Annotated in this window: 14 protein-coding genes and 1 tRNA gene; 6 read left to right on the top strand and 9 right to left on the bottom strand. The window is 67.1% G+C overall.

Going from position 1 to position 23,207, the window contains the following annotated elements; genetic code table 11:
* Positions 1-157: 157 nt before the first annotated feature.
* Positions 158-2,413, bottom strand: coding sequence for a TonB-dependent receptor (locus AC07NX_RS20185; protein WP_494644245.1), 2,256 nt, complete (start codon positions 2,411-2,413; stop codon positions 158-160).
* A 235-nt stretch (positions 2,414-2,648) separates the two neighbouring features.
* On the opposite strand from AC07NX_RS20185, the gene AC07NX_RS20180 reads away from it, so the two are divergent.
* Positions 2,649-3,446: a FadR/GntR family transcriptional regulator gene (locus tag AC07NX_RS20180; protein WP_494644244.1), complete on the top strand. Its 798-nt coding sequence runs from the start codon at positions 2,649-2,651 to the stop codon at positions 3,444-3,446.
* Positions 3,447-3,547: 101 nt separating this feature from the next.
* Complete coding sequence (locus AC07NX_RS20175; RefSeq protein WP_494644243.1) at positions 3,548-6,238, top strand: glycoside hydrolase family 2 TIM barrel-domain containing protein; 2,691 nt, start codon at positions 3,548-3,550, stop codon at positions 6,236-6,238.
* Between the two features lie 363 nt (positions 6,239-6,601).
* On the opposite strand, the gene AC07NX_RS20170 is transcribed toward AC07NX_RS20175, so the two are convergent.
* The gene (locus tag AC07NX_RS20170; RefSeq protein WP_494644241.1) at positions 6,602-6,937 is read right to left on the bottom strand and encodes a hypothetical protein; all 336 of its coding nucleotides are present in this window, start codon (positions 6,935-6,937) and stop codon (positions 6,602-6,604) included.
* Between the two features lie 312 nt (positions 6,938-7,249).
* Here AC07NX_RS20170 and AC07NX_RS20165 point away from each other — a divergent pair, with 312 nt between their 5' ends.
* Positions 7,250-7,639, top strand: a complete 390-nt coding sequence (locus AC07NX_RS20165) for a hypothetical protein (RefSeq protein WP_494644239.1) — start codon at positions 7,250-7,252, stop codon at positions 7,637-7,639.
* 196 nt (positions 7,640-7,835) lie between these two features.
* Here AC07NX_RS20165 and AC07NX_RS20160 read toward each other — a convergent pair whose 3' ends face one another.
* From AC07NX_RS20160 to AC07NX_RS20145, 4 genes are all read right to left on the bottom strand, one after another.
* A complete protein-coding gene (locus AC07NX_RS20160) occupies positions 7,836-9,362 on the bottom strand; it encodes a tryptophan halogenase family protein (protein ID WP_494644238.1) in 1,527 nt (508 codons plus the stop codon).
* A 10-nt stretch (positions 9,363-9,372) separates the two neighbouring features.
* Positions 9,373-10,878 carry a tryptophan halogenase family protein gene (locus tag AC07NX_RS20155; RefSeq protein ID WP_494644236.1) on the bottom strand — a complete coding sequence of 502 codons (1,506 nt, stop codon included), beginning with the start codon at positions 10,876-10,878 and terminating at the stop codon, positions 9,373-9,375.
* On the bottom strand, positions 10,875-12,407 hold the full coding sequence (locus tag AC07NX_RS20150; protein ID WP_494644235.1) for a tryptophan halogenase family protein: 1,533 nt from the start codon (positions 12,405-12,407) through the stop codon (positions 10,875-10,877). Before AC07NX_RS20150 ends, AC07NX_RS20155 begins: the two co-directional genes overlap by 4 nt.
* A 188-nt stretch (positions 12,408-12,595) precedes the next feature.
* Entirely contained in the window at positions 12,596-15,898 is a 3,303-nt protein-coding gene (locus AC07NX_RS20145) for a TonB-dependent receptor (protein ID WP_494644234.1), read from the bottom strand.
* A 399-nt stretch (positions 15,899-16,297) separates the two neighbouring features.
* Here AC07NX_RS20145 and AC07NX_RS20140 point away from each other — a divergent pair, with 399 nt between their 5' ends.
* Positions 16,298-17,311, top strand: a complete 1,014-nt coding sequence (locus AC07NX_RS20140; RefSeq protein ID WP_494644232.1) for a cupin-like domain-containing protein — start codon at positions 16,298-16,300, stop codon at positions 17,309-17,311.
* Positions 17,312-17,869: 558 nt separating this feature from the next.
* Here the strand turns inward: AC07NX_RS20140 and AC07NX_RS20135 are convergent.
* Positions 17,870-18,247 (bottom strand): hypothetical protein, encoded by a 378-nt coding sequence (locus AC07NX_RS20135; RefSeq protein WP_494644230.1) that lies wholly within the window; start codon positions 18,245-18,247, stop codon positions 17,870-17,872.
* A gap of 338 nt (positions 18,248-18,585) precedes the next feature.
* Positions 18,586-18,662: transfer RNA gene (locus tag AC07NX_RS20130), tRNA-Arg, on the bottom strand.
* 212 nt (positions 18,663-18,874) lie between these two features.
* Between AC07NX_RS20130 and ggt the strand changes: the two genes are divergently transcribed.
* Entirely contained in the window at positions 18,875-20,596 is a 1,722-nt protein-coding gene (gene ggt / locus AC07NX_RS20125) for a gamma-glutamyltransferase (protein WP_494644229.1), read from the top strand.
* Between the two features lie 142 nt (positions 20,597-20,738).
* Here the strand turns inward: ggt and AC07NX_RS20120 are convergent, their stop codons facing one another.
* Positions 20,739-21,635 (bottom strand): NAD(P)/FAD-dependent oxidoreductase, encoded by an 897-nt coding sequence (locus AC07NX_RS20120; protein WP_494644227.1) that lies wholly within the window; start codon positions 21,633-21,635, stop codon positions 20,739-20,741.
* An 85-nt stretch (positions 21,636-21,720) separates the two neighbouring features.
* Between AC07NX_RS20120 and AC07NX_RS20115 the strand changes: the two genes are divergently transcribed.
* On the top strand, positions 21,721-22,374 hold the full coding sequence (locus AC07NX_RS20115) for a TetR/AcrR family transcriptional regulator (RefSeq protein ID WP_494644226.1): 654 nt from the start codon (positions 21,721-21,723) through the stop codon (positions 22,372-22,374).
* Positions 22,375-23,207 lie beyond the last annotated feature (833 nt).

Raw genomic sequence — 23,207 nt, 5'->3', positions numbered from 1 at the left:
GGACGAGTCCCGGCCTGGCCCGCCGCACGCCCGCGACGACAAAAAAGGCGACGCGCCGTTCAGGCGCGTCGCCGGTCGCCGAGGCGACGAGGAGCCCAGGACAAGGGGGGAGAAATCCTGGGCGGAGGCGGGCGGGATCGGCCGCGCGAAGACCGGGCTAGAAGCCCATCCGCGCGCGGATGCCGACATAGCGCTTGGAGTTTCGCGGCAGCAGCTGCGCGACCGCCCCGGCGTTGGACGAGCCGGTGTAGCCGAGCGAGCTGGCGTAGTGCTGGTCGAACAGGTTGTTGACGAACAGCGCCACGCGGTAGTTGGCCTCGTCGCGGCCCGCCACGCCGATGCTGGCGTTGACCACGCCATAGGCCTTCTGGCGCGAGATCGGCGTGCCCAGGAGGTCGAGCATGACCGCGCTCTGATGGGTGTACTCGGCGGTCACGAAACCGTCGAAGGGCAGGCTCGGCAGCGCGACGTCATAGACGCCCGCCAGCGAGTACTTGAACTTCGGCGAGTTGGCCAAGGACTTGCCGGACAGGTCCTGGAAGTTGCTGCCCCCGACCGGACGGCACCCTTGGGCCAGGGTCTGGTTGGTGTAGCACGGCGCGTTGGCGAACTCGCGGATCGTCGCGTCGGTATAGGCGGCCGAGGCGTCGATGCGCAGGGCGCGAACCGGCTTGGCCGAGACCTCGACCTCGACGCCCTTGCTCCGCAGCGAGCCGACGTTGCTCAGCTGCGGCACGATGGTGCCGTCCGGCTGGGTGACGCCGCCCTGGGCCTGGAAGTCGGTGAAGTCGGTCAGGAAGCCGGTGACGTTGAGCTGGACGCGACTTTCCAGGATCCGGCTCTTCAGGCCCAGTTCGTAGGCCTTGCTGGTCTCGGGACGCACCGGCTTGGCCGCGCGCCCCGGATTGAAGCCCGTGCTGATGTCGAAGCCCTGTCCCTTGTAGCCGGTCGACAACGAGGCGTAGGCCATGACGTTGTCCGCCAGGTCCCGGCGCAGCGCCACCTTGTAGGTGACGTGGTCGTCCTTGGCCTTGCCCGAGCAGACCGACAGGCATGAGGCGTTGTTGGCCGGCGGGGTGGCGGTCGGCGTGCGGTTCAGGAAGGTCGCCTCGATGACCTCGTGATTGAAGCGCAGGCCGCCGTCGACGTGGGTCTTCTCGCCGACGTGGTAGGTCATCTGGGTGAAGGCGGCCATGGTCCTGGTGCCCGCCGTCGCCGCCCAGCTGGTCGCGGCGTTGGGACCGCGCGAGAACGAGCGGTCGGAATCGCCGTCGGCGTAGAACAGGGCGAACAGGTAGTCGAGCTTGCGCGCGCCGCTGGAGACCAGCCGCAGTTCCTGGGTGAAGTTCGTCGAGTGGAACGGGCCGCCGGCCGTGGAGCCGTTGGGCAGGATGCTCGTCGGGTCGGCCGTGTTCAGCAGCGTCGGCGTGCCCAGCGTGTCCAGGTCCTCCAGGAAGCGGAAGCGCCAGTCCTGGTAGCTGGTGATCGACACCAGGTTGGCGCCGCCAAGGTCCAGGCTGGCGCGGCCGTTCAGCATGGTCTGCTTGCTGGTGTTCTTCGGCTCGGTGTCCAGCCGGATCCTGTAGTTGCCGTCGCCCGGCGTGAGCCCGACGGCGGACAGGGCCAGCGGCGCGCCGAAGGCGCTGGCGCCCGGATTGATGCTGCGGAAGGTGCGAACCTGGCCGTCGGTCCGGGTGTTGGTGTGCGAGGCCGTCAGGGCGATGTTGAGATTGTCGGTCGGATCCAGCTCAAGACGCCCGCGGACGCCGTAGGAGCGGTCGCCGTTCAGCTTGTGCCCGGTGTTGAGGTTGCGGACATAGCCGTCGCGATCGCCGTAGAAGGCGTTGAGGCGAAAGCCCGCCTTGTCCGAGATCGGGCCCGAGATCATCCCTTCGACGCGCTTTTCGCCGTCGCTGGTCAGGGTTCCACCGACCGAGCCCGTCAGGGTCTTGGTCGGCTTCTGGGTGACGATGTTGATGACGCCGGCGGCGGCGTTCTTGCCGAACAGCGTGCCCTGCGGACCGCGGAGAACTTCCAGGCGGGCGATGTCGTTGAGGCCGGAGAAGGCCTGGGCCTGCTGCAGCAGCGCGACGTCGTCGACCACGACCGCGACGCTGGGCTCGATGCCGATGCTGAACGAGAACGTGCCGATCCCGCGCAGGTTGATGCTGTTGCCGGTGGCGTTGGTGTTTTCCGTGACCGTCAGGCTGGGCGAGACGCGGACCACATCGGTGACCTGGACGACGTTGCGCGCTTCCAGTTGCTCGCTGCTGACGGCGCTGACGGCGGCCGGCACGTCCTGCAGGTTCTGTTCGCGCTTTTGCGCGGTGACGACGATCTCGTCGAGCGCCACGGCCTGATTGGCCGGCTCCGGCGCGGTCTGGGCCCAAGCCTGGCCGGAAGCCGCGATCATGGCGGCGCTCGCCATCCAAAGAAGACGCCTGTTCATTTCCCCTCCTGTATCTTTTTTCGCGAGCGGTCTGTCCGGTCACGCTTGATCTGCCTGACCAATTCTTGGGGCTGGGACTTTAGCGTCAACCTCTTTTTGCCTGACAACTCGCCCGATCCGGACCACAATCAGCTGACGGCCGTTCCAGCGACGGCCTTGGCGAGCGCACGCAACACTGACGATGACCGGGAGATACGGAATGACGGCTCGCGCAAAGGGGAGCGCCGAAAGGGCGAGCCCCGCGGACGACGGCGGCGCGAGCGGGGACCGCATCTACCAGAGATTGGCCCGCCACGTTTTCGACGACCTGATCGCGGGACGCTACGAGATCGGCAGCCGCCTGCCCGCCGAGCGCGAGCTCTGCGCCGAGTACGGCGCCAGCCGCCCCGCGGTGCGCGAGGCGCTGATCGCGCTCGAGGTCCAGGGCTACATCGATATTCGCGTGGGATCGGGCGCCTATGTTCGGCGCCTGCCCGGCCGCGAAGACCACCCGGGCTTCGCGATCACGGCCTTCGAACTGACCGAGACGCGCCTGGCGTTCGAAGGCGAGGCCGCCGCCCTGGCCGCCAATCACATCACCGACGACGAGATCGCCCGGCTGGAAAGGCTGCTGGAAGACATGACGGCCGAAAACCTCCGCGCCAAGGTGACGGAGGACGCCGACCGGGCGTTCCACATGACCATCGCCCAGGCCACCCGCAACGCCGGGATCGTGCTGACGATCGAAGAGCTGTGGCGCCTGCGCTCGACATCGCCGGCCTGCGCCCTGCTTCACAACAAGGCCCGCAGCGCCAAGATCCGCCCCGTCGTCGCCGAACACCGCCGGATCGTCGAAGCGCTCAAGGCCCGGGACCCGCAAGCGGCGAGAGCCGCCATGCGCGCCCACCTCGCCGCCGTGATGGATCACCTGCTCTTCACCACCGAGGAGCTGGCGCTGGAGGAAGCGCGCAAGACCGCGGCCGGCGTGCGCGCGCGCTTCTCCACCATCGCCGAATAATCTGACTGACCAATTTTTTGAAATTGATCTGGCAGATTTAACCTAAGGCGCTAAGCTCGCCCCAACGCCTCCATCAGGTGGCGACCAGGGAGGGCTTGCCGATGAGACGACTGCTACTGGCCACGGCGATGGCGATCCTCGTCGCGCCGGCGATCGTCCGGGCCGAGTCGCCGGCCGCCCCGGTGCGCGCGGAGACCGCCCTGGCCGAGAACTGGCGCTTTCGCCAGGACGACGCGCTGAGCGGCGTCGAAAGCCCGAGCTTCGACGACCACGACTGGCGACGCGTCGCCGTGCCCCACACCTGGAACCGGGTGGGCCTCTACCTGCCCGGTCCGGTCGAGCGCACGCACACCGCCGAGACCATCAACAAGGCCCAGGGCGTAGGCTGGTACCGGCTGACGTTTTCCGCACCGAGGCTGGAGGGCCGGCGCGCCTACCTGCAGTTCGACGCGGCCAGTCGCGCCGCCAAGGTCTGGCTGAACGGCGTCTATCTGGGCGAACACCAGGGCGGCTTCTCGCGCTTCCGCCTCGACGCCACGGACGCCCTGCGCGGCGAGGGCCAGAACCTGCTGGTCGTGCGCACCGACAACAGCAAGCCCGCGCCCGGCTCCTCTACGGCCGACAACCTGCCCCTGACCGGCGACTTCTTCGTGCATGGCGGCCTCTACCGCCCCGTCAGCCTGGTTCTCACCAACGCCGCCCATTTCGACATGCTCGATTTCGGCGGCGCGGGCGTCTATGCGACCACCACCGCGCTATCGCCGGGCAAGGCCAGGATCCAGGTTCGCGCCAAACTCCGAAACGACATGGCCGCGGCGTTAGCCGCCCGCGTGGTGACCAGGCTCCATGACGCCACGGGCCGCGTGGCCGCCCAGGCCAGCGCCCCCGCGGCCCTCCCCGCCAAGGGCGCCCGCGAGGCGACCCTCACCCTGTCGCTGGCCGATCCGCATCTCTGGAACGGCGTGGCCGATCCGTACCTCTACCGACTGGAGACCGATCTGGTCGCCGCGAACGGCAAGGTGCTCGACCGGGTGACGACGCCCTTCGGCGTGCGCCAGATGGCGTTCGACCCCGACCGGGGCTTTCTGCTGAACGGGAAGCCCTATCGTCTGCACGGCGTCGGCTATCACCAGGACCGCGAGGGCAAGGGCTGGGCGATCAGCCCCGCCGACGTCGAGGACGACATGGCGATCCTGCGCGAAATGGGCGCCAACACCATCCGCCTGACCCACTACCAGCACGGCCAGGTCATCCACGACCTGGCGGACAAGTATGGCTTCGTGCTCTGGGACGAAATCCCGCTGGTCTCGGCCTGGACGCTCGGCGGCGCGCTCGAGCCGACCCCGGCCCTGGTCGAGAACGCGCGGCAGCAGCTCAAGGAACTGATCCGGCAGAACTACAATCACGCCTCGGTCGCCACCTGGGGCGTCGCCAACGAGGTCGATTTCGGCAACTCGTTCCCCGCCTTCCTGACCGGCTACAAGGACGGCAAGGCGCCGGATCCGATGCCGCTGCTGAAGTCGCTGAACGCCCTGGCCCACCAGGAAGACCCCGGGCGCCCCACGGCGCTGGCGACGTGCTGCGAAGGCCGGGTCTTCGCCGCCGGCGTCGATGTGCCGACCACCGCCGAGGCCGCCGACCTGGGCGGCGCCAACCGCTATTTCGGCTGGTATTTCGGCGCGCCCGACGACCTGGGCCCGCACCTGGACGCCCTGCGCGCCAAGCGCCCGCGCCAGCCCCTGTCGGTGACGGAATACGGCGCTGGCGGCGCGGTGACCCTCCACACCGACGACGTCCTGGGCGGCCCGATCGACTCCCGGGGCCGCACCCAGCCCGAGGAGTACGAGAGCCATATTCACGAGACCGCCTGGGCGGCCCTGTCGCGGCGTCCCTACCTGTGGGGCACGTGGCTGTGGAACGCCTTCGACTTCGCCACCACGATCCGTCACGAGGGCGACGCCGACGACATCAACACCAAGGGCCTGGTCACCTATGACCGCAGGATCCGCAAGGACGCCTGGTACTTCTACAAGGCCAACTGGGCGACGACGCCGACGGTGCACATCAATGGCCGGCGCTATGTCGACCGCGCCTATCCGGTCACCGACGTGCGGGTGTATTCGAACGGCGCGACGACCGAACTGACGCTGAACGGCCGCTCGCTGGGATCGCGCGGCGACTGCCCGCAACGGATCTGCGTCTGGCCGGCCGTGCGCCTGGCGCCGGGCGAAAACGTCCTGGTCGCCCGCGCCCGGTTCGGCGATCGGCCCGTCGAGGACCGCATCACCTGGAAGCGCCCGGCCGACGCAGCCGCGCCGTTCCGCATCGACGCCGGCGCCATCGTCGGCGCGGGCAAGGCCACGACCTTCGGCTCCGACGCCTTCTTCAAGGGCGGCGAGGCCCAGTCGGCCAATACCCCGGCCGACTACGGACGTCCCGCCGTACGGGCCCAGATCAGCGGAACCGACGAGATCGACGTGGCCGCCAGCTATCGCCAGGGCCGCTTCGCCTACGCGATCCCGGCCGCGCCGGGCCGCTACCGCGTGAGCCTGACCTTCGTCGAGCCCAAGCTGGCCAGCGGCGAGCGGCGCTTCGACGTCGTCGCCAGCGGCGCGCGGACGCTGGCGGACCTCGATGTTTCGGCCCAGGCCGGCGGTCCGCTGAAGGCGCTGAGCAAGACGTTCGAGGCCAGCGCCAGCGACCAGGGCCTGACGCTGGAATTCGTCCCCACCAAGGGCGAGGCGATCGTCTCGGCGATCGAGGTCACTCCCCTCCCCGCCGCCGAGCCATAGGCAGCCAAGACGTGTTGGGGGCGGGCACCATGCCCCCCCGGATCCGGCGTCGCCGGCATATCCACCCCGCCAGGGCCGCCAGGCGCCATCACGGCCCTGGCGCCGGGCGACGGCGCCTCCAAGCCGTACCCGGCCGCGGCGTCCGCCAAGGGACCTCACGCTCGAAGTTCCCGCTGGGTCATCCCGGTTGTCCCGGGCGGCGCCTGAGGTATGACCTTTGGATCCTGGAGGCGGTGGCGCATCCCTCCCCGCGACAAGGCCGGCGAGCGATATCCCCCGACATTCAATGCGGCGCGACCGGTTGAGCGAGACGTCGCGGTCGCCAAATTGCCTGACAACTTGCCAAGCCTCACCGGGTTACACTTATAGATCGACCGCAACGCCGCTGGTGTGGTCGCCCGCGTAGACCTCGAAGCGGTTGGCGATCCCGTAGCGATCGCGGACCGGCAGGGTGCGATAGTGCGTGTCGATATAGGCGACCAGATCCCTGGCGATGCAGGTCTCGAAATCACCCGCCGCTCGGGAACTCGAATACATCGAGCCGTTAGGGACGGTCTTGCTGTCGGGCAGCACGACGAAGACGTCGCGGTCGGCGCTCTCGCCTTCCAGATTGCCCGCGATGGCGATCGAATGGACCTTGATCTTCTGGACCACGGCCGACTTCGCGCCGGCCACGGGCGGCGGCGCGGGGGTCGCCACCTGGGCGCGGGCGCCGACCGGCGCGGCGCCACGGCCTGGCTTGGGTCGGGACGCCCGGGAGCCCCTTCGAACGCCGCCGGGCCGACCGGTCGAGAAAAGAGGCGCCCGGGGGAAGGAGGGAGGGCGGTCTTAGACCCAGCGGTCGCAAGCAACCTTAGGAAAATCTGTACGACAGATTTCCGAGATTAACATGGCGAGGGTTACAAAAAGGACGGCCCGACGAAGGCAGCCAATTTCGAGGGCGATTTCCTACCCCCCCGCTCCACCGAAGCGAACGCGGCGCCCCTGCAGGACGTCGTATCGCTGTCGGCCTTGCTTAAGAAGATTGGCGAGGCTGGACATAGGCGCGATGGCATCGACGTGCTCAGCCATCCTTCTCAGGAAATCGCCGCTCTAGTCGCCGAATGGGTTGAGTTGGCGGCTGATCTTTTGGCCGAACCCCTCGCTCATCTTAGCTGCGTGATAGACCCCGAGGCGCTATTGATCGGGGGGCGCCTGCCCAATTGGATCATAGACGATCTGGTCGAGGCGCTCAGTCGCGGTCTGAGTCAAACCACCACACTGTCGGCTCCGACGCGCGTATTACGAGCCGCTACCGCGAACGACGGCCCCGCGATCGGGGCGGCCATCCTGCCGTTCATCGATCAGTTTCTGCCGTCCAGGGCCACGCTGATGACCACAGGTGAAAGTTGGAGCCGCTAGACGCAACGGCGCCTTTTCGGCTTCCGCCTGGGTGGCTCGATCCCGAGAGAGCCTGATTCTGTCGGTTCGTTGCGGTAGGTTTTGGAGAACGCCCGCTATGGGCCACGGCCGTTCAATGATGGGTCGCTTCTGCCAAGGAGCCCAGCCAATCACGAACGCCCCTTTCACGAAATTCCAGCATGCAGGGCGCCAAGCCTCACCCCGCCGCTGAGCGGCAGTTCTTGTCGATGAACTGCTGATGACCGGGGAGGCCATTCACTCGATCCTGGATGCTGGTGCGAACCTTGGCCAACCGCAGCTTCAGCTCGTCCTCCGACAGCAGGTCCGCCACCGGGTGGTGATCGATGGGCGTCAGGCCCTGGCCCACCAGCACCGCGAACCAGCTTTGTTCCTTGAACAGTTCATGGTGCACAACCATCGCCTCCCCGCGCGTGCGGAAAATCTCCAGCCGCGTCGCCAGGCTGTCGGGGATGCTCATCGATTTGCAGTAGCGCCAGAAGGGCGTGTCCTCGCGCTCGGTGATCTTGTAGTGGGCGATCAGGAAGTCACGGATATTGACGTAGTCGGCTTCCATCTCCGCGTTGTAGCGGTCGGTGATCAGCGGGTTGAAACCGCCCTTGGGAAACATCGCCAGCAGCTTGGAGATGCCCACCTGCACCAGGTGGATGCTGGTGCTTTCCAGGGGCTCCATGAAGCCGCTCGCCAGGCCCAGGGCGACGCAGTTGCCGATCCACGACTTGCGGCGGCGGCCCGTGACGAAACGCAGGATGCGCGGCTCGGCCAGGGGCGCGCCGTCCAGCCGGGTCATCAACAGCCGGGCGGCCTCGTCCTCGCTGATGAACCGATCGCAGAACACGTAGCCGTTGCCGGTGCGGTGCTGCAGCGGGATGCGCCACTGCCAGCCCGCTTCGCGGGCGGTGGCGCGGGTGTAGGGGACGGGGTCCTCGACCTTGGCGCAGGGCACGGCGGCGGCGCGATTGACCGGCAGCCAGTGGCTCCAGTCCTCGTAGCCGGCCTTCAGCGTCTCCTCGATCAGCAAGCCCCGAAAGCCCGAGCAGTCGATGAACAGGTCGCCGCGGATCGTCTGGCCATCCTTCAGGAGCAGGCTCTCGATCAGGCCGCTCTGGCCGTTCCGCTCGACCTTGACGACCTGCCCTTCGGTCCGGCGGGCTCCGCGCTTCTCGGCGTAGCGGCGCAGATAGGCGGCATAGAGGCTGGCGTCGAACTGGAAGGCGTAGTTGATGTTGGGCAGGCCAGGGGAGCGGCCGTCGCCGGTGCGCCCGAACTTTCCCTGGCGGGCGGCCTCGGTCTCGGCGTTGAAGCGGCCATGGTCGGTTCCACCGCCCGCCTGCATCCAGCGCAGCCAGTAGTGGTTGAAGTTGATCCCGTCCATGTCCACGCCGAACTGGCCGAACGGGTGGAAGTAGCTGTGACCCTCGCGGCGCCAGCCGGCGAACTCGATGCCCAGCTTGAACGTGGCGTTGGTCTCGCGGACAAATTCGTTTTCGTCGATGCCGAGCACGCTGTTGAACATCGTGATCATCGGGATCGTGGCCTCGCCGACCCCCACCGTCCCGATCAGTTCGGATTCGACCAGGGTGATCGTATAGGCCTGGGTTCCCATCACCTTGGACAGGGCGGCCGCGGCCATCCAGCCCGCCGTGCCGCCGCCGACGATGACGATGTCTCGAATACGTACGGGCGGCGTCGGGAGGCTAGACATCGGGCGACCTTCAGAACGAGGCGGATGAGGGCGGGGGCGCGAACAGTTCCAACTGGGCCTCGATGGACGGCATCTCGCGCACCTCCGCGGCGATGAAGCCCAGCATGCGCTGGAAGCTCTGGATCTGCTCCTCCCTCGGCATGGCGTCGGCCTGGGGGTCGTGGCCTCGGGGGATCAGGCCGTGGCCGATCAGGATCGAGATCCAGTTCTCCTCCTGGAACGTCTCGTCCTCGTAGAGCGCCACCGCGCCCCGGGCGGAGAACAGGTCCAGCTTGTAGGCCAGGCCCGGCGGCGGCTCGGCGGCCCGCGCCCCGTCCCAGAACGATTCGTCGAGGCGCTCGTTGAGCCGGTAGTGGGCGATCTGGAAGTCGCGCAGGTTCCGGGCGTGGGACAGCACGGCCTCGTTGTAGGGATGGGCCTCGAGCAGGTTGTCGGCGTCCACCGGGAAAAGGGTGATCAGGTGCGAGATCCCCAGGTGGATCATGTGCAACGGCGCGGCGTCCAGCGGCTCCAGGCAAGCGGCGGCCTCTCCGATGGCGACGCAGTTGCCGGTCCAGGGCGCGGCCCGGCAGCCGGCGGCGAACGGGCTGACCACCGCGTCGCCCAACGCCATGCCGGCCAGCACCGAGGCGGTCCGCGCCATCTCCTCGTCGGAGATGCGCCGCGAGTCGTAGGCCGCGACAACCGGCGTGCGGTCCTGCAGCGGGAACATCCCCATCCAGCCGGCGCCGAAGGCCGAGATCCGGCTCATCGCCGGCAGCGGCTTCAGGCGCGGGCCCGAGGCGGCCAGGACCCGGTCGCAGGGAAACCAGGACGACCAGGATTCGAATGGGACCTCCAGCGCCTGGCCGGCCAGCACCGCGTCGGGGCCCGAGGCGTCGACGAACAGGTCCGCGGCGACGCTCGCCCCGCCGTTCAGGGTGACCGAGGCGACGCCGGCGGGGGAGCGCGCCACGCGATCCAGCGTTCCGGCCACGCGCTGCGCCCCGGCCGCCATCGCCTTGTGGCGCAGCAGCCGGACGTAGGACTGCGCGTCCAGGTGATAGCCGTTGCGCGCCTTGGAGAAGCTGTCGGTGGCGTCGTTGTGGACGATGAACCTGCCGTGCTTGGCGGCCGCGGCGCCCAGCGAGAAGTCCTCCAGCGCCACGTTCAACCCTTCGGCGCGGGCTTTCAGCCAGTAGTGAAGGAAAGGGACCTGGCGCAGGGCCGCGCCCTGACTGTCATAGGCGTGGACGAACGGCGGGCGCGAACGCGACCAGTTGGCGAATTGCTGACCCAGGGCGTAGACGCCTGAACAGGCGGCCAGCACCTCGGACTCGTCGAGACCCAGCAGCCGGTGGAGCCCCTCCAGGGCCGGCAGGGCGATCACCGCGTCGACGGCCCGCAGGGCGGAGGGCAGTTCGACGACCGTGACGCTGACGCCTTGGCGGCCGAAAGCGCGCTGCAGGGCCAGGGCGGTCAACCAGGCGGAGACGTCGCGGCCGACCACGGCGACGCTGCGGATCGGCCGGCTCACGACGCGACGCCTTCCCGCAGGCGGACCGCGGCGGGCGAGGCGCAATAGTCGTCCACGAAGGCGGCATGATCGCTCATGCTCCGGGCGGCCAGCGCGACGCTGTCGCGCAGCGCGTCCATCTCGGCGACGATCCGCTCATAGGGCAGGTTGTCGACCAGCGGGTCGTAGTGGACCGGGCGCAAGCCCTGGCCGACAAACACCGACAGCCAGCTGGGCGGGGCGAACAGCCCCTGGCCGTACTTGTGGATGTGGCCCCGGTGCTGGAACAACCTCATCCGCCGACGCAGCGACTCCGGTACGTCCATCTCGCGGCAATAGGTCCAGAGGGGCGCGTCGTCACGGGTATTGGCGTGGTAGTGCAGGATCAGGAAATCGCGCACCCGCTCGTACTCCACGTCGACCAGCCGGTTGAACTCCTCGACCAGCGCCGGGTCTATGGTCCTGGCGGGCATCAGCTTGAGCAGGTTGGTGATGGCGACCTGGATCAGGTAGATGCTGGTGCTCTCCAGCGGCTCCAGGAAGCCGCTGGCCAGGCCCACGGCGACGCAGTTGCGATGCCAGGACTTCTCCCGCCGGCCGGCCTGGAAGCGCAGCGGCCGTGGATCGTCCAGCGCCGCCCCGTCCAGGTTGGCGAGCAAGGTCGCCGCCGCCTCGTCGTCGCTGATGAAGCGGCTGGAATAGACGTAGCCGTTGCCGGTGCGATGCTGCAGCGGGATGCGCCATTGCCAGCCGGCCTCGCGGGCGGTGGAGCGGGTGTAGGGCGTCAGCGGGCCGGTGCGCTCGCAAGGCACGGCCAGGGCCCGGTCGCAGGGCAGCCACGGCGTCCAGTCCTCGTAGCCCACCTCCAGCGCCTTGCCCATCAGCAGCGACCGGAAGCCCGAACAGTCGATGAACAGGTCGCCCTCGATCACCTCGCCCGAGTTCAGGGTGATCGCGGCGATATGACCGTCCTGGGCGCGCAAGGTGACGTCCACGACCCTGCCCTCGGTGCGACGCAGGCCCCGGGCTTCCGAGAACTCCCGCAGGAAGCCCGCATAGAGGTTGGCGTCGAAATGATAGGCGTAGGCGAAGGTCGAGTTGATCCCGCCTTCGTCGGTGGTGGGGAAGTCGAAGCGGTTGAGGCGGCTTGCGACGATCGGCAGGCAGAAGTCCTCGATATCGTCGGTGCGGCCGCCTTGGCGGGCCTTGGTCCAGTACTGATAGAACGGCACGCCGCCCATCGGCTTGCCGTGCACGCCGAAGGGATGGATGTAGGACGAGCCCTTGAAGCCCCAGTCCACGAACTCGATGCCGAGTTTGAACGTGGCGTTGGTCTTGCGCATGAAGTCGGCTTCGATGACGCCGATATATTCGTTGAATTCCTTGATCTGCGGCAGGGTGGCTTCGCCCACGCCGACGATGCCGATCTCGTCGGACTCCACCAGCCGGACCTCGCAGACGCCAGGGCGGACCGCGCCGACCAGGGCCGCCGCGCACATCCAGCCGGCCGTCCCGCCACCGACGATCACCACCCTCAGAGGTGCTGGCATCAAGAAAACTCCGATCCTCGCCGCCGCCGCTCGGACGCCGGAGGATTTCCGATTCGAGAGCCCACCGACCGACGCGGGCGGATGATCGAGCGCGCGATCGGCATTGTCAAAAAAATCGGGGCGCCGGTTCCGACGCCCCGAGGGGAGGGAATGCGCCGCGATCGCTCGCGGCGCACCCAGTGCCAAGGCTAGTATTTCAGGCGCACGCCCATCTGGATGCGACGGTCGTTCTTGAACCAGGCGTTGGGCGTGAGCTTCCCGCCCTTGTCGTAGTCGGTGACCTGCTGACGAAGCACCGTCTCCGTGGCCAGCAGGTTGCTGCCCTGGAGGCTGATCTCGGCGTTGTCGTTCACCTTGTAGCGGATCGAGGCGTCCAGGAAGCCGGCCGCGTCCTGCCAGACCGGGAAGGCCACGCAGCAGTCCACCGCCGTCACCAGGTACTCGGAGCGCCAGTTGTAGGCGGCGCGCGCCGCCCACGGACCCTTCTCGTACATCAGGACCACGTTGTAGGCGTGCTCCGACAGGCCTTCCAGCGAATCGACCTTGATGCTGTCGGCGACCGCCTGCAGCCCCCCGCCGCCGGTGCCGCCGCCGCCGTCGCCGGAGACGGGGGTGATGTTGGTGTTCACGATGCCCTTGTTCTTCACATAGGTGTAGTTGGCCTGGATCCCCAGACCGTTGAACGGCGCGGGCAGGAAGTCGAAATAGCGCTGGTAGGCCAGTTCGACGCCCTGGATCTTGGCGCCCTTGCCGTTGACCGGTTCATTCACCTCGACGGTGCGGGTCACGCCGTTGCTGGTGAAGGTCTCGTTGAACGTCCCGAATTGAATGTAGTCATGGAACTGTTTGTGGAAGACGGCGACCGACAACGAGCCGACGTCGGCGAAGTAATGCTCCAGCGACAGATCATACTGATCGGCCGTGATCGGCTTCAGGCGCGGATTCTGCGAGCTGGCCGTGTAGCGCGGCGCGACCCCGGTGATGACTCCGGCCGAATTGCGCTGCCAGCGCGGATCGCCGGGATTGTCGACGCTGGGCAGGTTGATGCTGATCGACCGGTAGTTCTTCAGGTTGCCCATGTCGGGGCGGGCCATCGAACGTGAGGCGGCGAAGCGCAGCAGCCATTTGTCGTTGATGTCGAACTTGAAGTTGAAGCTCGGCAACCAGTTTTCGTGCTTGGTCGAGATCGTGCTCGGGGTCGTGGCTCCCGAGTTGAACGCCCGATCCTCGGCCGAAATATAGCAGCCGATGGTCTGGGTGATCTCGGGGGTCGGCTGTCCGGGCTGGGGCGCGCCCCGCGGTTCGCAGACCAGCTGGCTGGCGTTCAGGGTCACGGGGAAGGCCGTCGATCCCTTGCTTTCCACCGTCGTCTCGACATAGCGGACGCCGAGGTTGCCCGAATAGGTGTGGCCAAACAGCGTGCCGCCGCGGCCGCCGAACTTCAGCATGGCGTAGGCGGCCTTGCTCTCCTCGGAGACGTTGAGGATTTCGGACGGCAGGAAGCAGTTGGTCTCCGCCGCGCGGCGTCCCTTGCCCGAGCACAGCGCGTTCCAGTCGCCCACGCCGGTCGAGGCCGAACCCAGCGCCTGCTGCATGCCGGCGTGGTCCTTCAGCTTGTCCATGTTGAAGAACACGAACTCCTGGGGCGTCAGCAGGCCGCCGCCGAAGAAGTCGTTGCTGAACCGGCGGGTGTCGCTGAGGCCGCGCTGATAGCCGGTGAAGGTGCCGCCCGCGCCGTTCGGCGCCGGAGCATAGCTGTCGATGTTGTACCAGGCGGCGTTGTTGCTCCAGGTGTTGGCGATGTTGCCCCAGTTGTAGCTGCCCCAGCGCACGGTCTGGTCGCGGTCGGCGTAGCGCACGCCCACCTTGATCGAATCCAGCCAGTCCGACTCGAACAGGTACTGGACGTCGAGCCGCGTCGCGAACTCGTCGCCCTCGGACTTCTCGATATGGTCCTGGACGTAGTTGTAGCGATAAGCGTTCGGGTTCAGCAGCCCGCCGGGCGCCAGGTTGATGTTGGTGCCGGGCAGCAGGGTCAGCTTGGGGTGGTCGCCGGTGGCGTCCAGGCCGATATTGGCGAACGATTGCTGGCCCACGCCGATGTCGTAGTTGTCGACGGTGGCTTCGACCTTCTGGACGTCGAAGTTGAAGCGCCACTTTTCAGTGGGGTTCCATTTCAGGTTGAAGCCGAGATCCTCGGTGATGTTGGTGCCGACATTGTATCGGGTGTCGGTCGTGAAGTCGCCGCCGCGCCGGGCCGGCGTACAACCGTTCCAGCCGTAGCAGGCCTCGACCATCTGCTGACCCGAACTGTTCCGGGCGACCTGCGCCGATCCGGCGTTGTCCGCGCCCCACCAGCCGATATCCGAGGTCATCACCCCGCTCTGGAAGTTGCCCTGGTCGTCGAAGGTGAAGTCCGGGGTGCCGGGGGCGGGCTGCGGAATCAGCAGGCTGCCCGGGGTCACGTGGAACGAGGTGGGCAAGGCGAACAGGCTGAACGGGCTGGCCCCGATCACATATTCTTCCCACTCGTTCTTGTACTTGGATCGGTTGTACTGGAGCGTGGCCAGGAACTTGTGGTCATGGTCCTGCCACTGGGCCGCGAAGGCCGCGCCGTTGCGGGTGCGGTCATAGGTATTGTCGCGATAGGCGACGCTGGAGGGAATGTATTTCAGGCCCTTACCCGAATAGATTCCCTCGTCGAAGATGGCGGTCCGACCGTACTGGATGCCTTCGGAATTGGTGATCACCTGGGAATAGGCGTAGTTGGCCATCAGGCCGAACTCGCCGATCTTGGTGTCCCAGCGGTCGCTCCAGATGCCCGAGACGCTCGGCGTGACGCGGTCGGCCAGGTCGCCGTAGGTGGCGTCGACCGACAGGGCGAACAGCCGCCCCTTGGAGTCGAACGGCGTGCGAGTGCGCAGATTGATCGTACCGGCGATGCCGCCCTCGATCAGTTCGGCGGTCTGGTTCTTGTAGGCGTCGACGCCCGCCATCAGCTCGGGCGAGATGTCGCCCCAGCCCAGACCGCGCGACGAGTTGGCCGTGAAGCTGTCGCGGCCGTTGAACTCCGACCGCACCTGCGGCAGGCCGCGGACGATGACGCCCGAGGGTTCGGCAGAGAAGTGGGCGGTGTCGGCGGTGGCGGCGAAGCGGTTGACGGTGATGCCGGCCACGCGCTGCAGGGCCTCGGCCACCGACTTGTCGGGGAAGGCGCCGATGTCGCTGGCGGTGATCGAGTCGACGACGGTATCGGCGTCGCGCTTGAGCTGTTGCGCCGATTTCAGCGCCTGGCGGACGCCGGTGACGACCACTTCGGTGACCGTGGTGTCATCCGCGACCGTGGCCTGGGCTTCCTGGCCCGGCGCGGCGGCCTGGGCGAAGGCGACGGTCGGCGCCAGGCCGAACGTGACCGCTCCCAGCGCCAGGGCGGAGGCGCCGTAGCGCATCGCCTGTCGCGCGGACGCGCGCTTGAACCTTGTTTTCTTCATTCCCTCTCTCCTCCCACAGAGACCATTTTTCAACGCCAGGGCGCGGTCATTCTTCATCGCGACCTATGATGGTCGCTTTTTCAATCTGAAAGGGCTGGCGTCGCGATGGCCGACGAAGTCGGATCGATCCGTTGTTCCCGCCCCAGGATCACGCGTTTGCCCGCGCGATTTTCGATAACCCCTCAAGCCCCGCCGTTCGGACAGCGCTGTCTCAACACGCTTACCTACGTACGCTGTCCCGACAGCTACGTTACGACATCGTAATGGAAGCGCAATGGGAATTAAATAAAACAAATTGCAGAAAGCGTTGTCAGGCCCTGAAAGGCCAGGCCCGCCGGATGGTCTGCGTCCTTTGGCCGCGCTATCGTCGGCGCGATCAACCCAGAGACCGAAGTCCTGATGACCATCCCCACACAGATCCCCGAATTGGACAACGTCACGCCGGAGCGCTTCCGGGACGAGGTCGTGCCGGCCGCGCGGCCGGTGGTCATGCGCGGCCTGGTGGGCGACTGGCCGGTGGTGGCCGCCGGGCGGACCTCGCCCGCGGCCATCTGCGACTACCTGCGCCGGTTCGACCAGGGCCAACAGATCAAGACCGTCTCGGGGCCGCCGCGGATCAATGGCCGGTTCTTCTATAATGACGACCTGAGCGGCTTCAATTTTCAGCAGCAGCCGGCGCGGGTATCGACCGTGCTGGACTTCCTGCTGGACCATCTGGACGACGAACGTCCGCCGGCTCTCGCCGCCCAGTCGATCACCTCGCGCGACAACCTGCCTGGGTTCTCGGCCGAGAACCGTCTGGGGCTCGTGGCCGACACGGTCGATCCGCGACTGTGGATCGGCAACGCCGTCACCGTTGCGACCCACTACGATCCAGCCGAGAACATCGCGTGCGTGGTGGCGGGCCGGCGGGAGTTCACGCTGTTCCCGCCGGAGCAGATCAGCAACCTCTATGTCGGCCCCATGGAGATGACGCCCGCCGGGGCGACCATCAGCCTGGTGGCGCTGGACGAGACCGACCCCGAACTCCACCCGCGGTTCGCCGCCGCCCGCGCCGCGTCCATGACCGCCGAGCTCGAGCCCGGCGACGCGATCTACATCCCCTATCTCTGGTGGCACCACGTCCGTTCGCTGGAGCCGATCAATGTACTGGTCAACTACTGGTGGACGCCGCCCTCGGCGGTCTATGGCGCGCCGCGCGACGCGATGATGCACGCGATCCTGGCGATCAAGGCGCTTCCGCCCGCCCATCGCCAGGCGTGGCAGGCGGTATTCTCTCATTATGTCTTCCAGGCCCAGGGCGACCCCGGCGAGCATCTGCCGCCCAAGAGCCGAGGGGTGCTTGGTCCGATCGGTCCGGAGCAGGCGCGCAGTCTCCGCGCAAGCCTCGCTCGAGCGCTCTCGCGTCCCTGAAAGGGCCGCCAAACAGGGCCGATGTCGACGCCGTCATTGCCGCCGACCCCGGTAGCGAGATCAAGCCTGGGCTACGCCCAGATTCCGTGGACTTCCTATCGCTTGCGGCCGACCTCATGCTCGCCGCGCGGCTTCCCTTGGACACAAGAGGCGAAGGATGGCCGACCAACCGTCCGCGTGATCAGCGCCGAAGAGAGTTTGCAAGACCCGCCGACTGGCCTTCGGACAAACCCCAAGGCCTCTCCATGGACGAGGCCGCCCCCGTCTGCGCGCCGTTCGTCGCCGCCTGGTCGGCAATCGTCACGGTCGGCCGGCTCGCGGCCGCGGAGACCCTGCTGGTGACCGGCGTCCTGAACGCGGTCGGCCAGGCGGCGACCAGTCTGCGATTCTGGAAGTTCGCGATTCTAAACCGAAATGGCGCGCCCGGAACGATTCGAACGTCCGACCCTCAGATTCGTAGCCCTGCTACAAGCATAGCGATATCAGAGACTTGTTTGGCGACACCTGTAACCAAACAACATAGGGCCAGCACCCGCCCCCACGAGTTACGGTCCGCTTTCAGTAGCCGTATATTGTGAGAGCGCCTTCTTGCCGGACCTGGTCATGGATCCATTCGGCCAACCTCAGCAGAAACGGCACGACAGCTTTCTTGCCTTCAAATCCGTTCAGCTGATCGAGAAACATGCCAGCGTCCGTTTCGACGCCACTATCCAAATCTACGGAATGGACCCACGCGATATCTGAACCGGCCAATTTGCCGCCGGCCTCGAGTCTCTCCGCCATAAGCGTGAGCTCGCCGATCACCTCACGCCAAATGTCCGCGCTGAATTCGGCGATGCCCCATCGAGTGTCGGGGTGATAGCCGGGTGCAGCGCGCACCAAGATTGGCTCTACTAACGAATAGGCCTCATCGGTGAGATAGACGCTTGGGGCCATGGCTCCCCTTGAAGCTGGACCAGCCCCGATCTGGATAGTCATCCCGCCGCGAGAGCCGGCCCCGAAGTCCAGATCAAACGCTTCCAAACGATCACCCCGACAATGCGACGCCAGTGGACAGCCTAGGGCAAGCATCACATCGCCTCTACCGGAAGATGCTGCGCAAAATGAGCCTCAGACTACATCAAACTGGCTATGCGATTGATTGTGCAGCGAAATCTTATGCCCAGCGACTGACATTCGGCGGATCAACGAAGCTGGTTACAGCTGTTACAGCCGCCAGCGAAGCGCGCGGCGTAACCGACCCCTCGCGAACCATTTGAAATGATTAGGAGAAATGGCGCGCCCGGAACGATTCGAACGTCCGACCCTCAGATTCGTAGTCTGATGCTCTATCCAGCTGAGCTACGGGCGCGCACTGCCTTTCGGCGAGGCGGGGGAGATAGCCCGGACGCCCCGGGGACGCAAGCGCCTTTTGATGCAGATCGCGCGAAGTTTGTGGAGGACGGCCTCCAGGCCTTGACCCGCAAGGCTCCGCTCCCTTCTTGGGAGGAACGACCTTGGTCGCGCGGGATCGCAACGGCGCGCTCCTCGTTTCCGTGACCGGGGTCTTCGAGAAAGTTCGTCATGCGTCTGATCGCCCCTCTGCTCGCCATCCTGATCGCCGGCTGCGCGCCCCTTTCGACGGAGGCCGCGCCGCCCGTCCAGGCCCCGGCGGCGGCGGCCGCCTACACGCCCCGCGGCATGGTGGCGGCGGCCAACCCGCTGGCGGTGGAGGCCGGCCTGCGGGTGCTGCGCGACGGCGGCACGGCGGTGGACGCGGCGGTGGCGGTGCAGGCGGTGCTGGGCCTGGTCGAGCCGCAGAGCTCGGGCCTGGGCGGCGGCGCGTTCATGGTGTTCTACGACGCCAGGACCGGCAAGGTGACCGCCTATGACGGTCGCGAGAAGGCGCCCCAGGCGGCGACGCCGCAGCTGTTCATGGGTCCGGACGGCAAGCCGCTGAACTTCGTGACCGCCGTGCTGTCGGGCCGCTCGACCGGCGTGCCCGGCGCGGTGGGCATGCTGGCCCAGGCCCAGAAGGAGCATGGCAGGGCCGCCTGGAGCACGCTGTTCAAGGACGCCGAGCGCCTGGCCGACGGCGGCTTCACGGTCAGCCCGCGCCTGGCCGGCATGATCAACAGCCCGCGCGTGCCGCAGAACGCCGCGCCGGACGTGATCGCCTATTTCACCAAGCCGGACGGCCGGCGCTACCAGGCCGGCGACACCCTGAAGAACCCGGCCTACGCCGCCACCCTGCGCGACCTGGCCAGCAAGGGTCCTGGCGCCCTCTACGAGGGCCCGCTGGCCCAGAAGATCGTCGACCGGCTGCGCCAGGGCGACCTGGCCTCCAGCATGACCCTGGCGGACCTCAAGGCCTACAGGCCGCGCTCGGCCGACGCCCTGTGCCGGCCGTGGAAGGTCTACACCGTCTGCGTGCCCAACCCGTCGTCGAGCGGCGTGTCGGTGATCCAGGCGCTGCAGATGCTGGAGCACACCGACATCGCCAAACGCGGGCCGACCGACCCCGTGGCCTGGACCCTGCTGGCCCAGGCCGAGCGGGTGATGTACGCCGACCGCGACCGCTATGTCGGCGATCCGTCGTTCGTGAAGGTGCCGGTCGAGGGCCTGCTGGACCCGGCCTACGTGGCCGAGCGCGCCAAACTGATCGGCGACACCGCCGGCCCGGCCCCCAGCTTCGGCCTGCCCAAGGGCGCGCCGGCCGTCGGCCCCGACAAGACCCAGGAGCCGGCCGGGACGACCCACATGGTCATCGTCGACCCAATGGGCAACGTGGTGTCGATGACCACCACGGTCGAGAGCGTGTTCGGCTCGGGCCGCATGGTCGGCGGGTTCTTCCTCAACAACCAGCTGACCGACTTCAACTTCGACCCGCACGACGGCGACGGCGCGCCGGGCGCCAACGCCGTGGCCGGGGGCAAGCGGCCGCGCTCGTCGATGGTCCCGATCGTGGTGCTGGACAAGGACGGCAAGTTCCTGGCCGCCGTGGGCTCGCCCGGCGGCTCGGCGATCCTGTCCTACAATCTCAAGGCCATGGTCGGGGTGTTCGACTGGGGCCTGACCATGCAGCAGGCGATCAGCCTGCCCAACCTGGTGGCGCGCGGCGACAGCTTCTCGGCCGACGTCGAGAAGTTCGGGCCGGAGATGACCGCGGCCCTGCAGGCGCGGGGCGTGGCGATCCGGACCGGCCAGAACGAGACCTCGGGCCTGCACGGCGTGATCGTGCGCCCGGGCGGCGTGCTGGAAGGCGGAGCCGATCCCCGGCGCGAGGGCGTGGCCAAGGGGCTGTAGCGAGGCGGCGGCGGCGCGGGCGCCAGGGTCCGGTTTCAGACGTGGAGCTGATTCCCGGCCCCGACCTAATCGAGCGTGAGGCCGGGCCAGCTCACAGCGGCGTACCAGCCACGGCTCCAGCGTGCTCCTGGACTCCGTCCTCTCAAACCAGCATCGACTGCTGGGCGAAGATGCCCGCCATCGCGCCGTGCGATGACGCCAGGGTGACCGATGGCGGCGTGATGGGGTTGGCGAGGTCGCCGGCGGCGTAGACGCCGGGCATGCTGGTTTCGCGGCGCTCGTCGACCTTGAGGATGACGCCGAGGGGCGTATCGACCGTGGCGAGGCCCAACGCTTCATGCAGGCTCGCGGACGGCTTGTTGCGCGGATGGGCGAACAGGATGTCGACCGCGACATTGGCGCCGGTGTCGAGATTGATGGTGGCGTTATGGTCCCCGTGACGGGCGATCTCGATGATCCGGCCATCGACGACAGGCGTGTTGCGGCGCGCCAGATCGGCGCGGACATCGGGCGGAATGTCGTGACCATCGGCGAAGACCGTCAACCTGTCGGTCCAATCGTGGAACAGCCTGACCTGATTCATCGACTGTGGCCCGGACCAGACGAGGCCCCAATGCTGGCCGGCGACTTCAAAGCCGTCGCAATAGGGACAGGGCACGATGGATTTGCCCCAGCTTTCGGCGAACCCCGGAATGTCGGGCATCTGATCGACAACGCCATAGCTCAGGATCAGGCGGCGCGCCCCAAGGCTTTCGCCATCGCCTGTGAGGACGGAGAAATCGTCGATGGCGCCGGAGACGCCGTCGGCGCGGGCATTGACCAGCTTGACCGTGGGATAGCGCGCCAGCTGCCGCCGCGCCTCGGCCAGGATGTCCAGCGGCGGCTTGTGATCGTGACCGAGCAGGCCATGCGAGTGGCCGGCGAAGCGGTTGCGCTGCAGGCCGGTGTCGAGAACCGTGACCTTGCGGCGGGCGCGGCCCAGCTGCAGGGCGGCGGCGAGACCGGCGAAGCTGCCGCCGATGATGATGACGTCATCCATGGTGATGAACCTATCCATTGGCTTGCACATTTGCGATACTGCGTGGTACCGTAATGCAGGAATTAGGATACCGTCAAGTACTGGAATGCTCGTGACCGAAAACAGCCAGGCCCGGCGCGGCCGGCCCGCCAACGAGGCCCTTGGCCAAACGATCGTCGACGCCGCGTACGACCTCCTTGTGGAATTGGGTTTTCAGGCGACGACCTTGGACAAGGTCGCCCAGCGGGCGAAGATATCCAAGCTCAGCATCTATCGGCGCTTCGAGAACAAGGAGGCGCTGTTCGGCGCGGCCATCGCGGCCCACTGCCGTCAGTTTGCCCCACTGGCTCTTGTTGAAGGTGTCGATGGCTCGGCCGAGGATCAGCTCATGGCGGTGGGATCATCCCTGCTTCGCACGCTGCTGAGCCCGGACGTCCGCGGTGTCGAAGCCATGATCATGGCCGACAAGACCAATCAAAAGTCGTTGGGCAAGCTCCACTACGAGGCCGGCCCCGCCTATGTCATCGCCCAGATCGAGGCCCTGTTGCGTCGGTTGCACGCGAAGGCGGTTCTGAACGTGCCCGATCCGCTCCAGTCCGCCCGCCTGTTCGCCGCGCTCTTCAAGGGATCCGATCTGCTGATGATCGCACGCTTCGATGAAGCCAGAGCAGGGGACGACGACGAAATCGAATCCTATTGCCGGTCGGCCGTCGCCCTGTTCATCGCCGCGCACGGCGGCGACAACCACGCGGGCGGATAGCCCCCAAGCTGACGTTTCGCACGCCCGCCTTCGGCGGAGCCGAAGGTCCTAATCGCAAACTGCCGGACCCGACCCCAGTCGGACTCTTCGAGCGCGGTGCGTCCTTCGAGGCCCGCCAGAAGGCCCTCCATCCTCGGCGGATAGAGAACGAAGTCCGGCAATTTCAACGCCCTGAACTTTTTCGACCTGAACTTGTCAGCACCCCCTCGAACCGCCCTTATCCTGGTTGCACCTGAAAGCATGGGAAGGGCGTCCGGCCGGCGACCAGACGGCTTTTGGGGGTGGTCGAGCGGGAAGCGCTCGCCGGTGGTCTTTAAGTGACGCCTTCGCGGCGGTCTGGTCGGGTTCCTTGCGACACAGGACGAAGCCCAGGCGGCGAAGGATCGGCGGACGCGGCAGGCGCGGGCTGAAATCGCCCGCGCGGTCCAGGGAACGCCAAGTCCCTGCCCGTCGGGGGCCTCCATCGGAGCGGGTTAAGAATCCGCGACCCGAAGGCTTCCGGATAACGGCCGCGCGGAGCGCCTGCACTTCGTCGAAACGGTATTCAAAACTGCAAATCCTCCGGGCGAAGCCCGGGCGCTTCGCACCCTTCCCCATCCGCTCAGCGGGCGTCCGCGTGAGGCGGCGAAACCGTGCGTCCCCTGAAGTGGGGCGGTCGAATAGGGATTGTCATCCCGGACGAGCGCGTAGCGCGAAGATCCGGGACCGGGGCGTGAACTCAGCGCTTGCGGCGGTCCCGGGTCTCCGCTTCGCTACTGTTCAGTTCGGGGACATGGCGGACACCTGTTCGGGGACATGACTGACAGGTTTGGGGTCGGTCAAGTCGATGGTGG

Source organism: Caulobacter sp. GW821-FHT09A05, assembly GCF_059418465.1.
This window is presented reverse-complemented; position numbering and strand designations above follow the sequence as displayed.

Coding starts and splice junctions, on each gene's coding strand:
- AC07NX_RS20185 (WP_494644245.1), bottom strand. CDS start 2,413: ATGATCGCGGCTTCCGGCCAGGCTTGGGCCCAGACCGCGCCGGAGCCG.
- AC07NX_RS20180 (WP_494644244.1), top strand. CDS start 2,649: ATGACGGCTCGCGCAAAGGGGAGCGCCGAAAGGGCGAGCCCCGCGGAC.
- AC07NX_RS20175 (WP_494644243.1), top strand. CDS start 3,548: ATGAGACGACTGCTACTGGCCACGGCGATGGCGATCCTCGTCGCGCCG.
- AC07NX_RS20160 (WP_494644238.1), bottom strand. CDS start 9,362: ATGTCTAGCCTCCCGACGCCGCCCGTACGTATTCGAGACATCGTCATC.
- AC07NX_RS20150 (WP_494644235.1), bottom strand. CDS start 12,407: ATGCCAGCACCTCTGAGGGTGGTGATCGTCGGTGGCGGGACGGCCGGC.
- AC07NX_RS20145 (WP_494644234.1), bottom strand. CDS start 15,898: ATGAAGAAAACAAGGTTCAAGCGCGCGTCCGCGCGACAGGCGATGCGC.
- AC07NX_RS20140 (WP_494644232.1), top strand. CDS start 16,298: ATGACCATCCCCACACAGATCCCCGAATTGGACAACGTCACGCCGGAG.
- AC07NX_RS20135 (WP_494644230.1), bottom strand. CDS start 18,247: ATGGCCCCAAGCGTCTATCTCACCGATGAGGCCTATTCGTTAGTAGAG.
- ggt (WP_494644229.1), top strand. CDS start 18,875: ATGCGTCTGATCGCCCCTCTGCTCGCCATCCTGATCGCCGGCTGCGCG.
- AC07NX_RS20120 (WP_494644227.1), bottom strand. CDS start 21,635: ATGGATGACGTCATCATCATCGGCGGCAGCTTCGCCGGTCTCGCCGCC.
- AC07NX_RS20115 (WP_494644226.1), top strand. CDS start 21,721: ATGCTCGTGACCGAAAACAGCCAGGCCCGGCGCGGCCGGCCCGCCAAC.